Origin of the sequence: Bradyrhizobium shewense (genome assembly GCF_900094605.1) — a bacterium.
GTDB classification, from domain to species: domain Bacteria; phylum Pseudomonadota; class Alphaproteobacteria; order Rhizobiales; family Xanthobacteraceae; genus Bradyrhizobium; species Bradyrhizobium shewense.
In genome coordinates this window covers 17,168-30,203 of record NZ_FMAI01000037.1, presented here as the reverse complement: position 1 = coordinate 30,203, position 13,036 = coordinate 17,168, and the positions used below count along the sequence as shown (strand labels likewise).

The following is a 13,036-nucleotide window of genomic DNA, read 5'->3' as shown; positions in this document are numbered from 1 at the left end:
ACGCAAATGTTGCGCATGTGGCGTGTGGGGCTCTTGTCCGGACTGGCGCTGGCGGCGGCACCCGCGCATGCGTTCATCGCCTATGTCTCGAACGAGAAGAGCAATACGGTCACGGTGATCGACACCGAGAGCTGGACCGTGACCAAGACCATCAAGGTCGGCCAGCGCCCGCGCGGCATCGATTTCACGCGCGACGGCAAGTTCGTGATGGTCGCCGTCGGCGACGACGACACCATCCAGGTGATCGACGCCAAGACGCAAGCCGTGGTGGACAGCCTGCCCTCCGGCCCCGACCCGGAATTGTTCGCGCAGGATGCCGCCGGCAAGTTCCTCTATGTCGCCAACGAGAACGACAATACAGTGACCGTGATCGACCTCGAGAAGCGCGCCCGGCTCGGCGACATCCAGGTCGGCGTCGAGCCCGAGGGCATGACCATCAGCCCCGACGGCAAGACGCTGATCAACACGTCGGAAACGACCAACATGGCGCACTTCATCGACACGGCGTCGCGCCAGATCGTCGCCAACGTGCTGGTCGATGCGCGGCCGCGCTTTGCCGAGTTCAAGCACGATGCTTCCGAAGTGTGGGTCTCCTCCGAGATCGGCGGCACGGTCTCGGTGATCGACCCGAAAAAGCATGAGGTGATTGGCAAGGTCACGTTCGAGATCCCGGGCCTGCGGAAAGAGGCGATCCAGCCGGTCGGGATCGGCATGACCAAGGACGACAAGACCGCCTTCGTCGCGCTCGGCCCCGCCAATCGCATCGCCGTCGTCGACGTCGCCTCGCGCAAGGTGACGAAATATCTGCTGGTCGGTCAGCGGGTCTGGCACATGGCGTTCACGCCCGATGAAAAATACCTGCTCACCACCAACGGCGTGTCGAACGACGTCTCCGTCATCGACGTCGCCGCGCAAAAGGTGATCAAGACGATTCAGGTGGGCGAACTGCCCTGGGGCATCACGATCGCGCCATGACCAGCTCTGCCCCGAGTCCCGAACCACAGGAGGCGCCGAAGCCCAACACGGCGGCGGTGCCGGCGCTGTCGATCGACGGCGTCAGTCATTCCTATGGGCAGCGGCGTGCGTTGATCGACGTTTCCTTCAACGTGCAGCCGGCGAGCTTTACCGCCCTGCTCGGCCTCAACGGCGCCGGAAAGAGCACGCTGTTCTCGCTGATCACGCGCCTGTTCGGCATCCAAAGCGGCCGGGTCGGCATTTTCGGCCATGACATCAGCAAAAGCCCCGGCGAGGCGCTGCGGCTACTCGGCGTTGTGTTCCAGCCGCGCACGCTCGATCTCGACCTGTCGCTGACGCAGAACCTGCTCTATCACGCCGCGCTCCACGGCATCAGCCGGAGCGAAGCCGCCGCACGCAGCGCCGAGCTGCTCGGCCGCATCGGGCTCGCTGATCGCGCCGGCAGCAAGGTGCGCGATCTCTCCGGCGGACAGATGCGGCGGCTGGAAATCGCCCGTGCGCTGCTGCACCGGCCGCGGCTGCTTTTGCTGGACGAGCCGACCGTCGGGTTGGACGTCAAGGCGCGCGCCGACATCATCAGCCAGGTCCGCCAGCTCGTGACGGAGCAAGGCATCGGCGTGCTCTGGGCCACGCATCTGTTCGACGAGATCATGCCCAGTGACGACCTCGTGGTGCTGCACCAGGGCAAGGTGCTGGCGCAGGGGCCGATGAACCGCGTCGTCACCGCAACAGGCGCGCAGGATGTCAACACCGCCTTCATGCGCCTGACCGGCGCGCAAACCCTGCCGGGAGGCGGCGCATGAGCAGCATCACCACGCGTGACGCCCCGCGCGGCTTCTCGGCCCAGCAGTACCTGACCTGCCTCACCGGAATCGTCTGGCGCGAGGGGTTGCGCTTCCTGCATCAGCGCGAACGCTTCGTCTCGGCGCTTGTGCGGCCACTGGTGTGGCTGTTCATCTTCGCCGCCGGCTTCCGTCAGGTGCTCGGCATCTCCATCATCCCGCCCTACGAGACCTACATCCTCTACGAGGTCTATATCGCGCCCGGGCTGATGGCGATGATCCAGCTCTTCAACGGTATGCAGTCCTCGCTCTCGATGGTCTACGACCGCGAGATGGGCAACATGCGCACGCTGTTGGTGAGCCCGCTGCCGCGCGGGTTCCTGCTGTTCTGCAAGCTGCTGGCGGGCACGGCGGTGTCGCTGCTCCAGGTCTATGCGTTCCTGCTGATCGCCTGGTTCTGGGACATCACCCCGCCGTCATCGGGCTATCTGACCGTGCTGCCGGCGCTGATCCTGTCCGGGCTGATGCTGGGCTCGCTCGGTATGCTGATCTCCTCCGGCATCAAGCAACTCGAGAACTTCGCCGGGGTAATGAATTTTGTCATTTTCCCGATGTTCTTCGCCTCGTCCGCGCTCTACCCGCTGTGGCGGGTGCAGGAGGGCAGCCCTTATCTGTACTATCTCTGCGAGGCCAATCCGTTCACCCATGCGGTCGAGCTGATACGCTTTGCACTCTACGGGCAAATCAACTGGATCTCGCTGGCGGTGGTCGCAGCTTGCACAATCGTCTTCATGATCGGCGCGATTTTGGCCTATGATCCCTCGCGTGGGCTGGCGCGACGGGGGCCCGCAGGAGGCGAAGGATGAAGGTTCTGGCGATGGCTGTAGTGGCGCTGGCGCTGTCGGGCACGGCCGCGCGCGCGGCCGATCCGCGCTATCCCGACTGGCCCTGCACGCAAGCCAAGGTGCCGGAGATTTCGCTTGCCGCCGTCTGGGCCGGCCCGGCGCTCGACGACGTCCAGAACAAGTGGAAGGACGACGCCAAGGTCAGCGCGCTGGTCGCAAAATTGTCGGCGCGCAAAACGCCGCTCGATGAGGCCGAAAAGTCCGTGAAGGAATTTCTGGCCGCCTCCGCCACTGACAAGACCGCGAAGGCAAAGCTCCTGTTCGCCGGCCTGTTCGACACGCTCAATGCCCAGCGCTCCCAGGTGATGGCCGGGCTCGAACGCGTCAGCCGCAAGCAGCGCGAGTCCGCCGACAAGATTCGCGAGGAGACGATCGCCCTTCACGAGCTGCAGGGCGCGACGCCGCGCGACGAGGCCAAGGTCGAAGCGCTCGGCAACGAACTGATCTGGAAGACCCGCATTTTCGAGGACCGTCACAAGGTCGTGCGATTCGTCTGCGAGGTTCCAACCACGATCGACCAGCGTCTGTTCGCGCTTGGCCGCGTGATCCAGCAGGAAATGGAATAGCGCCCGCCTCGCTGGCGGGCCAGGACAGGTTCCCGGATCGGCCCGGTTAACCTTTGGCCTGCTATCTGCCGGAACCAAATCGATCTAGGATGGCTTGTCGAAGTGAACTCCAAGACGTCGGGAGGCCTCGATGGGAACCACAAGATTCATATTTGCGGGCGCTGCGGCCCTCAGCATGCTCGCAACCAGCGCTCTTGCTGACGACATGACCGGAATGGTCATGCGGATCGATCGGCTCAATGGCACGATCTCGATCCAGCAGACGCAGAAAGGCACCGTCGGTGGCAGCGCTGGCGGCGCCGGCGCGCTCCAGGAGTACAAAACCAAGGACGCCGCGATGCTGGAGGCCGTTCATGCCGGCGACAGGGTGAACTATTCTGCAACGGACAACAACGGCACGGGCACGCTGACGAAGCTGCAGAAGCAGTAGGGCTGAGTCTCACCTCGTCATTGCGAGGAGCTCTTGCGACGAAGCAATCCAGTCCCTCCGGGGAAAGATTCTGGATCGCTTCGCGGAGCCTGTCATCGGGCCGCGCTTCGCGCGGACCCGTTGGCTCGCAATGGCGAGGGGAGGCTGTGCGCCTCTCATCGAGACAGCTACTGCTCCGGCCGCGGCTCCGGCTGGGATTCGTCGGTGGGAAGCTTGGCGCGCTCCCAGCCGTCGGTGCCGTCGGGGTACCAGGCGATGTTGGAATAGCCATACGCCAGCGCGCGCTTGGCGGCGTTCCAGGACATCCAGCAGTCGGCGAGGCAATAGATCACCAGTAGCGCGGCCTTGTCGCCACGCGAGGCCTGTGCGAGGCCACGCTGGAGATAATCGTCCATGGCCGGGGGCAAACTGCCGTAGCCGGTATCCGGCAGCCAGATGCTGCCCGGAATGTTCTTGCGCGGCGCATCGCGCCACACCGTGCCTGCGGGAAGGTTCTTCGGCTTCGGCGGGCGCGGCAGCACGTCGACGAACGCACCGCTCTTGGCGCGCCAGATCGCTTCGGCTTCCACCGTGTTAAGCACGCGCGCGCCGACGAGCGTCGCCGGCACCGGTGCGCGATAATTGTCGGCGCGATAACCCTCGGGCTCGAACGGCTCCTGCTGCTGCGCGGATGCCGGCACCGCCAACGCGGCAACGACGAGCGCAGCGGCAAGACGCCGCCTCATGGTGACTTCTTGGCCGTCTCCGCGCTGAGCGGCCGATCGCTCTCGTCGAGCAGCGGTATACCGAAGTCGACCAGGATCTTGTTGATCTCGCCCTGGTTCTCCTGGATCAGCTTGTTGAGCTGTCGCTTCCAGTTCTGGTCGGCGGGGCGCACGCCCATGCCGATGCGATAGACCAGCTTCGGTCCCGTGGTTTCCTTCACCAGCGGCGTGACGTGAAGCGAGCCGACCTTCTTCGCGTAGTAGCCGGCCATGGGTCCCCACAGCACCCCGGCGTCGATCTTGCCGGCGGCGAGGTCGTCGATCATCGCTTGCGCCGAATTGTCGTAGCGCGTGTCGATCATCAGCGGATAGGGTTTTGCATCGCTCATCAGGCCGGCAATGGCCATGTTGGTCGCCGGCGGCGTTCCGGCGACGATGCCGACGTGCTTGCCCTTCAGCTTCGGGTCCTCGAGCGTATCGACCTCCTCGAGCCCGCTGCCGGCCTTGGCGACCAGCGCGTAGGACGTGCGGTAATAGGGGTTGGTGCCCTGCACGACGTCATCGCCTTGCGGAAAGCCCATGATGACGTCGCAGCGATGCGCGCCCAGCGTCATCCGCACGAAGCCGGTGGCCTGCGGGAAGAAGACGTAGTCGAGTTTCTTCTTGAGCTTGTCGGCAAACAGCTCGGCCAGCTTGTTCTCGAACCCCTCGCCCTTCTCGTTCGAGAACGGCAGATTGCGCGGATCGGCGCAGACGCGCAGCACGTTCGGGTCGACCAGCTCGAACGAGAGGTCGCCGCTGTCATTGGTCTGCGCGATGGCGACATCGCCGAACGCACAGGACGCAACCAGGACCCCCAGTGAAAACAACCAGCGACGATGTCGTCCGGCCTCCGTCATCGCGCTTCCTCCTCGTTTTGTTTGAATGCTATCCATGCAACGCATGACGCGCCATGTTTTGCCAGACTTTGCTGGCTTTGCTTTGTTGCAGTGCAATGCAGCAACCCTTTGAACTGAGGCGGAAAAGTGTCTCGCATCGCTCGAGTGATCGCAGCCTTGTCCCTGCTGGGGATCGTAACGCTAGCACGGGCCGGGGCGGCCGAATTGCCTGTGAGCGAAGTCGCACCGGGAATCTTCGTACACTCCGGGACCATTGCCCTGATGACCCGCGAGAACGAGGGTGACATTGCCAATGTCGGCTTCATCGTGGGCGATGATGCCGTGGCCGTCATCGACACCGGCGGCAGCCTCCGCGAAGGCGAGGCCCTGCTAGCCGCGGTGCGGGCCCACACGCCCAAGCCGATTCGCTACGTCATCAACACCCACGGCCATCCCGACCATGTCTTCGGCAACGCGGCCTTCGCCGCCGGAGACACCAGCTTCGTCGGTCACAGCAAGCTGCCGCAGGCACTCGCGACGCGCGGCCCCTACTATCTCGATAATTTTCGCCGCATCATGGGCAGCGCGTTGATCGATCCCGTGAAGATCGTTGCCCCGACCCTCTTGGTTTCGGACACGATGACGCTCGATCTCGGGTCGCGCCGCCTCGTCTTGCGCGCCTGGCGGACCGGGCACAGCGACAGCGACGTCACCGTGTACGACGAGACGACGAAAACCCTGTTCGCGGGCGACCTCGTCTTTCTTCGCCACATTCCGGTCATGGACGGCAGCATTCGCGGCTGGCTCGACACGTTGAAGGAATTGGAGACCGTCCCGGCGCAACGCGTCGTTCCCGGTCACGGCCCCGTGAGCGACTGGCCTGCCGCGCTGGCCGATGAGCGGCGTTACTTGTCAACGCTGCTGTCTGACGTCCGCACGCTGAACAAGAACGGCGAGCCGATCCGAGCCGCGGCCGACAAGGCGGCTGCGCAGGAGCGGCCGCGCTGGGAGTTGTTCGGCGATTACAACGCCCGGAACGCAACTGCAGCATTTTCGGAAATTGAATGGGAGTAGCAGGCGCGCTACGATAGGTGAAGGAGATCAGCTTCGCTGACTCCGGGGACCATGACCATGACCCGATGGACACGCCACCTGCCCTTGATCGCCCTACTGCTCGGCATCGCCTTCGCCGCGCCGGCGCGGGCTGAAGAGGCTGACGATCCCTGGCCGGGCCTGGTGCAGGACATCTTCAATAGCCGTGCGATGAACGACGGCAGCGCCGTCATCGGCATCGAGATGCCGTATCGCGCAGAGGACGCGGCGATCGTGCCGGTGACCCTGCGCAGCAAGCTGTCACCCGCAGATAGCCGCCGTATCCGTTCGATCACGCTCGTGATCGACCGTAACCCGGCGCCGATGGCGGCGAAGTTCGAGCTCGGCTCCGACGCCAATGTCACCGAGATCTCGACGCGCGTGCGTGTCAACAATTACACCGATGTGCACGCGGTGGCCGAGCTCAGCGATGGCCAGCTCTATGTCTCGAAAGTCTATGTGAAAGCCTCCGGCGGCTGCTCGGCACCGGCAGGAAAGAACGCCGAGGAAGCGCAAAACCGGCTCGGCCAGATGCGCTACCGGCAGTTCGCGCGCGAGGAAGCGCCCGCGAGCCGCATCCGCGAAGCGCAGATCATGATCGGCCATCCCAACAATTCCGGCCTGCAGATGGACCAGGTCACGCAGCTCTACATTCCCGCCTTCTTCGTCAACCAGCTGAAGCTGACGCAGGACGACAGCCCCGTGCTGTCGATGGAAGGCGGCATCTCGATCTCGGAAGATCCCAATCTGCGCTTCACCTATGTCTCCAACGGCGCCAAGCGTTTCCGCGCGGAAGCAAAGGACACGGATGGGCACGTGTTCCGGAATGAGTGGGATGTAGAGAAGCCGGGGACGTAATAGTCAGGCCGCCGTTCCGGGCCGGTCCGCAGGACCGAGCTATTGTGCGCAATTGCGCACCTGAGAATCTCGAGATTCCGGGTCTGGTCCTTCGGACCATCCCGGAATGACAGCACTAAATCAAAAACACCTCACCTCGGCTTCCGCCTGCGCGCGCCGCAAATCGTTCACTGCCGTGTTCGCCTGCTCGGAGGTGCGGAACTGGACGCCGAGATTGCCGCGGACCTGGGACATGCTGAGCGCGGTCTCGGCGGTCACGTAGCGCTCATAGGTGACGATCGAGGCGACCACGTCGATCGAGCAGGAACATTGCTCGATCGACTGCCGACTCTCGCCATTGGCCTTCATGCAGCCATAGACGTACTCCGCGCGCGCCGACGTCGGATAATCATTGGCCTCCTCGGCCCGCGCCACGCACGCGGTCGCCGCCAGCACCGTCAATGCGGCGACAATCGGTCGTAGCTGTCCGGCCAGTTTCATGCGCATCCTCCCGCGGGTTGCGACCAAAGCTATGCTATGCGTATTGTCCTGAAAAGCACTCTGTCAGAGGAAACGGCTCACAAGGTGATGAGAGCATTTGGCGTGATAAGGGCATTTGGTCGGACATTTGCGCTCGCGACGACGCTGGCGCTGACATTGGCCGCGCCCGGCCGCGCCGCGGATACGATCCGCCTTGCGGTGCAGAAAACCGGGACATTTTCCTGGGAGCTGGCCGCGATCCGCGCGAGCGGCCTCGACAAGGAGGCGGGCCTTTCGCTCGAGGTCACCGAGCTCGCGAGCACCGAGGCCGGCAAGATCGCGATGCGCGCAGGCAGTGCCGACATCATCCTGTCAGACTGGCTGTGGGTGTCGCGCGAGCGCGCGCTCGGTGCCAAGCTCACCTTCTATCCCTATTCCAGCGCGCTCGGCGCAGTGATGGTACCCGCATCCTCTCCGATCAAGACGCTCGCCGACCTGAAGGGGCGCAAGCTCGCGGTCGCCGGCGGGGCGATCGACAAGAGCTGGCTGCTGCTCCAGGCGAGCATGAAGCAGGATGGCATCGACCTGAAGTCGGAGGCGACCATTGCCTACGGCGCCCCACCCCTGATCGCCGCCAAGGCGCTCGACGGCGAGATGGAGGCGAGCCTCAATTTCTGGAATTTCTGTGCCCAGCTCGAGGCCAAGGGATTTCGCCGCCTCGCCGGCATCGAGGACATTCTGCCGAAGCTCGGTGCCAAAGGCGCGGTCTCCGCCGTCGGCTACGTCTTCGACGAGAATTGGGCCGCGAGCCATCGCGACGCCGTGGCGCGCTTCATCGCAATGACGCGCAAGGCCAAGGAGCTGCTGGTGACCTCGGATGCGGCCTGGGACAAGATCGCGCCGCTCACCGGCACGAGCGATGCAGCCATGCTCAAGACCTATCGCGACCGCTATCGCGACGGCATTCCGCGCCGGAGCATCGACGACGAGGAGAAAGACGCGCGCGTGCTCTACCGCGTCCTGGCCGAGATCGGCGGCCGCGACCTCGTCGGCCCGGCGGCCGAGCTCGATCCGGGCACGTTCTATCACGCGGTCCCCGGAGATTGAGGTGCTGCGTCTTCTGTCGTTCGCCCTGTTTCTCGCGACCTGGTGGATTGCCGCGCTGTTCGTCGGCGGCGCGAAGCTGCCCCCCCCGCCGGCCGTGCTCGAGGTGATGATCGCGGAAGCCTCATCCGGCGCGCTGTTCCTGCATCTCGGCGCCACGCTGGCGCGCGTCACCCTCGCCTTCGTGCTGGCGATGTCGCTCGGCAGTGCCATCGGCTACCTGATGGGACGGGTCAGGCTCGCGGATAAGCTCGGCGATCCCTGGCTGATCCTGCTACTCAATTTGCCGGCGCTGGTCGTGATCGTGCTGGCCTATATCTGGGCCGGTCTGACCGAGGCCGCCGCGATCGCGGCGATCGCCATCAACAAGCTGCCGACCGCGGTCGTAACCTTGCGCGAGGGCACCCGCGCGCTCGACCGCTCGCTCGACGAAATGGCGAGCGTGTTCGCGATGCCGCGCTGGCGCGCGTTCCGCCATGTCGTGCTGCCGCAGCTTGCGCCCTATATCGCGGCGGCCGCCCGCTCCGGACTGTCGCTGGTGTGGAAGATCGTGCTGGTCGCCGAGCTCTTGGGACGTCCGAACGGCGTCGGCTTCGAAATCGGCGTCGCCTTCCAGCTGTTCGACACGCCGCGGCTGCTGGCCTATTCGCTGACCTTCGCCGCGGTCGTGCTCGTGATCGAAACCTTGCTGGTGCAGCCGTTCGAAGCCCGCGCAACAAGGTGGCGGCCCCGTGCGGCTTGAGGTCGAGATCACAGGCAAGACCTTCAGGAGTGCCGCGGGCGGAACGCACGAGGTGCTGGCGCCGGTCAGATTCGCGCTTCAATCCGGCGAGGTCGGCGTGCTGATCGGCCCGTCCGGCTGCGGCAAGAGCACGATGCTGCGCATCATCCTGGGATTGGACCACGACTTTGCAGGCCGTGTCGCGCGGCCGCCGGAGGCGCGGATCGGCATGGTGTTCCAGGAGCCACGACTGCTGCCGTGGCGCTCGGTCGAGCAGAATGTGCGGCTGGCTGCGCCCGACGTGGCTGATGCCAAGCTCGCCGAGCTGTTCAAAATCCTGGAGCTGGAAGCGCATCGCAATCACTATCCCGGTGAGCTCTCGCTGGGTTTGGCCCGGCGCGTGGCGCTCGCCCGCGCCTTTGCCGTCGAGCCGGATATTCTGGTGCTCGACGAGCCCCTCGCCTCGCTCGATGACGCTCTCGCCGGACGCCTGCGCGATGAGATTGCAACGCTCGTCGCGAGCCGGCCGGTGATGACGCTTTTGGTGACACACAGCCTGGACGATGCAGTGCGCCTCGGCGACCGGCTGTTGTTCCTGTCGCCGCGGCCAGCGCGGATCGTGGCCGAGGTGCCTATCGGCATCCCGCGCGACAGACGCGGCGAAGCCGAGATTGCGGCGATCAAGGCCGGCCTCGCCCAACGAACTCAAGGCGACCGCACTGAGCGAGATGTCTCATAGCCGGTCGCCTGGCGGACGTGCTAGACTGGGCCGGCGGCGGAGTCGATGATGACGCGGACGGTCGCCCTCTCAACGCTGGCAACGCTTGGTCTTGCACTCGTCACGATGACGGCGGGCGCGCAGGACATGATGCGCGACGTCGACCTCACCTCCCCCGCGATGGTCTCGTCCGAAATGACCAGGCCAGAGGTCGAGGCCGTGCTGGCCAAAGCGAGCGCCGCGCAGCCTGCCGATTTCACCGGCAAACGCCTGTCGGGCCTCGATCTCTCGGGGCTGGACCTGTCCAACGCGGTCTTCCGCGCCGCGCGGCTCAACAAGACAATACTCCGAGACGCCAGGCTTGACCGTGCAATCCTCGATCAGGCGTGGCTGCTAGATGCGGATCTTACCGGCGCAAGCCTGAAGGGCGCCAATCTGTTCGCCTCGCAAATGGCCCGCGCGCGTCTCGACGGCGCGAACCTGTCAGGAGCGCGCATCGCTGCCGATCTCACCGGCGCAAGCCTGGTCGGCGCTTCGATCGCGGACGCGCATCTGGGCGCCGATATGCGCAACCAGTCGATGGGGCTGATGCGCGCGGTGCTGAGATCCGCCAATCTGGAACGGCTGAACGCGCGCAACGCCGATTTGTCGCGCGTCGACCTCGAATTCGCAGTCCTCAGGGGCGCCGATCTGAGCGGCGCATCACTGAAAAACGCCCAACTCGGCGGAGCCGATCTGACGGGCGCCAACGTCATCGACGCTGATTTCGACGGCGCCGATCTCGCCTCGGCGAAGCTGATCGCACTGAACGGCCTTGACCGCGCCAAAAATTTCGACAAGGCAAAGAACCGCGAGCGCCTGATCAGGGAATGATGGCCCGCCTTTGGGAGGACTGGCTGATGCGTTGGGTTCTAGCTTTGATCGCGTCGTTGACGCTTGCCGGCGATGCCGCCGCGCAGGCCAAGGGCAAGGGCATCCGGCTCTGGAATCTGACGACGGAGACGATCTCCGGATTCCAGCTCTCACCCGCCGGCAAGACCGATTGGGGACCGAACCAGTGCTTGAACGACAAGGACAAGGAGGTCGACCACGACGAGCGGCTGCGCATCACCGGCGTCGAGCCGGGCCGCTACGATGCCAAGGTGAGCTATCCCAATGCGAGGCAATGCGTCGTTCGCGACATCGAGATCAGAGCGGATGCGGTATTCTCGATCGCCGACAAGGATCTGAAAGACTGCAGCAAGTAGCGAGACGCCTTACGCCTTGTCGTTCGGGTGCGGATATTCGCAGCGCCACCGCACCGCCTGCCACTTCGGATGATCGCCGACCCATTGCGCGATATAGGGGGGCGCGGCCATCGCGCATTGCCGCGGCGACCCACCATAGTTGAACATCAGATGCTGTTCCTCGCAGGTCGCAGGCGAGAGCACCGCACACACAGTCACCACCAGGTCAATCGGGTTCATGCCGGGATCCTCTCGCAAGGGGCGGTCAAGATTAGCACGAAAGGTTACGTACCACGGAAGCGGAAGTTTCAAATCCGGGCGAGAAATGGGGCCGGAACTGGGTTCTTCCCGTGCTCCTAGGCAAGGCAAAGCCCGGGCATGACGACGCTCTCTGCTAAAAATTAACGCCGAACACCATCCGGGCCTGGTGGCGCTCGAAATTGACGAGGTCGAGATTGCCGCCCGCTCCGGCCGGCCGGCCCCAGGCCTGCATGCTCCAGCTCAAGGTCAGCCGCGAGCGCTCGGAGAGCTGGAAATAGGCGGTCGGGCCGACGAACAGGGCCTGGCCTGAAAACTCGCCGAGGCCGATGCCTTCGTATTGCCGGAAATAGCGCAGCTCGCCGCCGAGCAGCATGTTGGGCCGCACGCGCACCATGCCGGCGAACGCCGCACCGATCGTCGAACTCTTCTCGGACTGCCCCGCCACCTCGAAGCGCGCCCATTCCGGCTGATAGATCAGGTTGAGGGCGCCGATGGCAAAGTTCGGGATGAGCTCGCGGTCGATGGCGAGGGTGAATTCCGTGCCGTACATCCGCCCCTTCGCGCCGCTGGTCTCGTCGATGCGGTCGCCGTGGAGCTCGGCGGCGATGGTGAGGCCGAACGGCGCGTGCTCGCGGTCGAGCAGGCGGTAACGCAGGTCGAGCGAAGCGCCCTGGAAGTTGAGCTGGCGGCGGTCGTCGATGTCGGGGACGCCGGTGATGTCGTGCAAGCTGGCCGCGGCGCCGACCTCGATGCGGAAGTTCGGCAGCGGCACGATCTCGATCTCGACCTCTTTCTCAAGAGCGCGATAGGTCCCGCCGCCCTTGCCGAAGCGCCCCGTCGTCTGGCTCTGGAATTCGCGCTCGCCGGGATTGCCGACATCGGTGCCGATCATGAAGCCGAAGATGTGCTCGGTATCGAAGCCCTCCTCGGCGTGCCCATGCGTCGGTGTCAGCGCGACCGCGCCTGCAATCACCATCAGAAATCTGCGAACTCCGCCGCGCATCCCCGTGCCCCGAAGGCGCGCGCCGCTTTGATGCGGCAGCAGCGCTGACCGGCCATCAGCGTAACACACTGCAGCAAGAGCGTGGTCTAGATTTTGATGGAAGATGATTGAAGCCTGCGCAGGTGCTTCATCGCGTCGATGGCAAAAGCACGAAGCAAGCGATACCCGGCTCGAGATCCGACACTGCCACGGCTTCGACGGGATTCACCGTCAAAGCCGTGGCAGGTCGTCAGTCTTACTTGCGCGCAGCGCAGGCGTACATGTTGATTTCCATGCCGACCGGCACTTCCACGATCTTCGGAGCTTTCCAAGCCATTCGGGGTCTCCCCAAGGTATTGAGCGCGACATCGCGCG

General features: G+C 64.7%; 18 protein-coding genes. 12 read left to right on the top strand and 6 right to left on the bottom strand.

Going from position 1 to position 13,036, the window contains the following annotated elements; translation table 11 throughout:
* Positions 1-6: 6 nt before the first annotated feature.
* The 5 genes from GA0061098_RS38555 to GA0061098_RS38535 all read left to right on the top strand — a co-directional run bounded on the left by GA0061098_RS38555 (position 7) and on the right by GA0061098_RS38535 (position 3,658).
* Complete coding sequence (locus tag GA0061098_RS38555) at positions 7-975, top strand: YVTN family beta-propeller repeat protein (protein WP_165637885.1); 969 nt, start codon at positions 7-9, stop codon at positions 973-975.
* The gene (locus GA0061098_RS38550) at positions 972-1,778 is read left to right on the top strand and encodes an ABC transporter ATP-binding protein (protein WP_091966642.1); all 807 of its coding nucleotides are present in this window, start codon (positions 972-974) and stop codon (positions 1,776-1,778) included. The genes GA0061098_RS38555 and GA0061098_RS38550 overlap by 4 nt, the downstream gene beginning before the upstream one ends.
* On the top strand, positions 1,775-2,623 hold the full coding sequence (locus tag GA0061098_RS38545; protein ID WP_091966640.1) for an ABC transporter permease: 849 nt from the start codon (positions 1,775-1,777) through the stop codon (positions 2,621-2,623). Before GA0061098_RS38550 ends, GA0061098_RS38545 begins: the two co-directional genes overlap by 4 nt.
* Positions 2,620-3,228, top strand: coding sequence for a hypothetical protein (locus GA0061098_RS38540; RefSeq protein WP_091966638.1), 609 nt, complete (start codon positions 2,620-2,622; stop codon positions 3,226-3,228). Before GA0061098_RS38545 ends, GA0061098_RS38540 begins: the two co-directional genes overlap by 4 nt.
* 130 nt (positions 3,229-3,358) lie before the next feature.
* Positions 3,359-3,658, top strand: coding sequence for a copper-binding protein (locus GA0061098_RS38535; RefSeq protein ID WP_028142690.1), 300 nt, complete (start codon positions 3,359-3,361; stop codon positions 3,656-3,658).
* 167 nt (positions 3,659-3,825) lie between these two features.
* Here the strand turns inward: GA0061098_RS38535 and GA0061098_RS38530 are convergent, their stop codons facing one another.
* Positions 3,826-4,383, bottom strand: a complete 558-nt coding sequence (locus GA0061098_RS38530; RefSeq protein WP_091966636.1) for a PQQ-dependent catabolism-associated CXXCW motif protein — start codon at positions 4,381-4,383, stop codon at positions 3,826-3,828.
* A complete protein-coding gene (locus tag GA0061098_RS38525; protein ID WP_165637884.1) occupies positions 4,380-5,261 on the bottom strand; it encodes a substrate-binding domain-containing protein in 882 nt (293 codons plus the stop codon). The genes GA0061098_RS38530 and GA0061098_RS38525 overlap by 4 nt, the downstream gene beginning before the upstream one ends.
* A gap of 126 nt (positions 5,262-5,387) precedes the next feature.
* Here GA0061098_RS38525 and GA0061098_RS38520 point away from each other — a divergent pair, with 126 nt between their 5' ends.
* A complete protein-coding gene (locus GA0061098_RS38520; protein ID WP_091966634.1) occupies positions 5,388-6,314 on the top strand; it encodes a quinoprotein relay system zinc metallohydrolase 2 in 927 nt (308 codons plus the stop codon).
* A 57-nt stretch (positions 6,315-6,371) separates the two neighbouring features.
* Positions 6,372-7,190 carry a quinoprotein dehydrogenase-associated SoxYZ-like carrier gene (locus tag GA0061098_RS38515; protein WP_165637883.1) on the top strand — a complete coding sequence of 273 codons (819 nt, stop codon included), beginning with the start codon at positions 6,372-6,374 and terminating at the stop codon, positions 7,188-7,190.
* A gap of 120 nt (positions 7,191-7,310) precedes the next feature.
* On the opposite strand, the gene GA0061098_RS38510 is transcribed toward GA0061098_RS38515, so the two are convergent.
* Entirely contained in the window at positions 7,311-7,670 is a 360-nt protein-coding gene (locus GA0061098_RS38510) for a hypothetical protein (protein WP_026202407.1), read from the bottom strand.
* 87 nt (positions 7,671-7,757) lie between these two features.
* Here GA0061098_RS38510 and GA0061098_RS38505 point away from each other — a divergent pair, with 87 nt between their 5' ends.
* The 5 genes from GA0061098_RS38505 to GA0061098_RS38485 are packed head-to-tail and all read left to right on the top strand — an operon-like array spanning position 7,758 to position 11,439.
* Positions 7,758-8,756 carry an ABC transporter substrate-binding protein gene (locus GA0061098_RS38505; RefSeq protein ID WP_165637889.1) on the top strand — a complete coding sequence of 333 codons (999 nt, stop codon included), beginning with the start codon at positions 7,758-7,760 and terminating at the stop codon, positions 8,754-8,756.
* A 1-nt stretch (position 8,757) separates the two neighbouring features.
* Entirely contained in the window at positions 8,758-9,495 is a 738-nt protein-coding gene (locus GA0061098_RS38500) for an ABC transporter permease (protein ID WP_091966628.1), read from the top strand.
* Entirely contained in the window at positions 9,485-10,213 is a 729-nt protein-coding gene (locus GA0061098_RS38495; protein WP_091966626.1) for an ABC transporter ATP-binding protein, read from the top strand. The genes GA0061098_RS38500 and GA0061098_RS38495 overlap by 11 nt, the downstream gene beginning before the upstream one ends.
* Positions 10,214-10,261: 48 nt before the next feature.
* Complete coding sequence (locus tag GA0061098_RS38490) at positions 10,262-11,065, top strand: pentapeptide repeat-containing protein (protein ID WP_165637882.1); 804 nt, start codon at positions 10,262-10,264, stop codon at positions 11,063-11,065.
* A 26-nt stretch (positions 11,066-11,091) separates the two neighbouring features.
* Positions 11,092-11,439 (top strand): hypothetical protein, encoded by a 348-nt coding sequence (locus GA0061098_RS38485; RefSeq protein WP_091966702.1) that lies wholly within the window; start codon positions 11,092-11,094, stop codon positions 11,437-11,439.
* Positions 11,440-11,448: 9 nt separating this feature from the next.
* On the opposite strand, the gene GA0061098_RS38480 is transcribed toward GA0061098_RS38485, so the two are convergent.
* The 3 genes from GA0061098_RS38480 to pqqA all read right to left on the bottom strand — a co-directional run bounded on the left by GA0061098_RS38480 (position 11,449) and on the right by pqqA (position 12,998).
* Complete coding sequence (locus GA0061098_RS38480; RefSeq protein ID WP_018320724.1) at positions 11,449-11,658, bottom strand: hypothetical protein; 210 nt, start codon at positions 11,656-11,658, stop codon at positions 11,449-11,451.
* A gap of 154 nt (positions 11,659-11,812) precedes the next feature.
* Entirely contained in the window at positions 11,813-12,655 is an 843-nt protein-coding gene (locus tag GA0061098_RS38475) for a DUF6662 family protein (protein WP_091966622.1), read from the bottom strand.
* Positions 12,656-12,917: 262 nt separating this feature from the next.
* On the bottom strand, positions 12,918-12,998 hold the full coding sequence (gene pqqA, locus GA0061098_RS38470) for a pyrroloquinoline quinone precursor peptide PqqA (protein WP_012029362.1): 81 nt from the start codon (positions 12,996-12,998) through the stop codon (positions 12,918-12,920).
* Between the last annotated feature and the right edge of the window lie 38 nt (positions 12,999-13,036).

Excerpts from the sequence above, each read along its gene's own strand:
- GA0061098_RS38555 (WP_165637885.1), top strand. The coding sequence starts at position 7 with ATGTTGCGCATGTGGCGTGTGGGGCTCTTGTCCGGACTGGCGCTGGCG.
- GA0061098_RS38550 (WP_091966642.1), top strand. The coding sequence starts at position 972 with ATGACCAGCTCTGCCCCGAGTCCCGAACCACAGGAGGCGCCGAAGCCC.
- GA0061098_RS38545 (WP_091966640.1), top strand. The coding sequence starts at position 1,775 with ATGAGCAGCATCACCACGCGTGACGCCCCGCGCGGCTTCTCGGCCCAG.
- GA0061098_RS38540 (WP_091966638.1), top strand. The coding sequence starts at position 2,620 with ATGAAGGTTCTGGCGATGGCTGTAGTGGCGCTGGCGCTGTCGGGCACG.
- GA0061098_RS38535 (WP_028142690.1), top strand. The coding sequence starts at position 3,359 with ATGGGAACCACAAGATTCATATTTGCGGGCGCTGCGGCCCTCAGCATG.
- GA0061098_RS38530 (WP_091966636.1), bottom strand. The coding sequence starts at position 4,383 with ATGAGGCGGCGTCTTGCCGCTGCGCTCGTCGTTGCCGCGTTGGCGGTG.
- GA0061098_RS38525 (WP_165637884.1), bottom strand. The coding sequence starts at position 5,261 with ATGACGGAGGCCGGACGACATCGTCGCTGGTTGTTTTCACTGGGGGTC.
- GA0061098_RS38515 (WP_165637883.1), top strand. The coding sequence starts at position 6,372 with ATGACCCGATGGACACGCCACCTGCCCTTGATCGCCCTACTGCTCGGC.
- GA0061098_RS38510 (WP_026202407.1), bottom strand. The coding sequence starts at position 7,670 with ATGAAACTGGCCGGACAGCTACGACCGATTGTCGCCGCATTGACGGTG.
- GA0061098_RS38505 (WP_165637889.1), top strand. The coding sequence starts at position 7,758 with ATGAGAGCATTTGGCGTGATAAGGGCATTTGGTCGGACATTTGCGCTC.
- GA0061098_RS38490 (WP_165637882.1), top strand. The coding sequence starts at position 10,262 with ATGACGCGGACGGTCGCCCTCTCAACGCTGGCAACGCTTGGTCTTGCA.
- GA0061098_RS38485 (WP_091966702.1), top strand. The coding sequence starts at position 11,092 with ATGCGTTGGGTTCTAGCTTTGATCGCGTCGTTGACGCTTGCCGGCGAT.
- GA0061098_RS38480 (WP_018320724.1), bottom strand. The coding sequence starts at position 11,658 with ATGAACCCGATTGACCTGGTGGTGACTGTGTGTGCGGTGCTCTCGCCT.
- GA0061098_RS38475 (WP_091966622.1), bottom strand. The coding sequence starts at position 12,655 with ATGGTGATTGCAGGCGCGGTCGCGCTGACACCGACGCATGGGCACGCC.
- pqqA (WP_012029362.1), bottom strand. The coding sequence starts at position 12,998 with ATGGCTTGGAAAGCTCCGAAGATCGTGGAAGTGCCGGTCGGCATGGAA.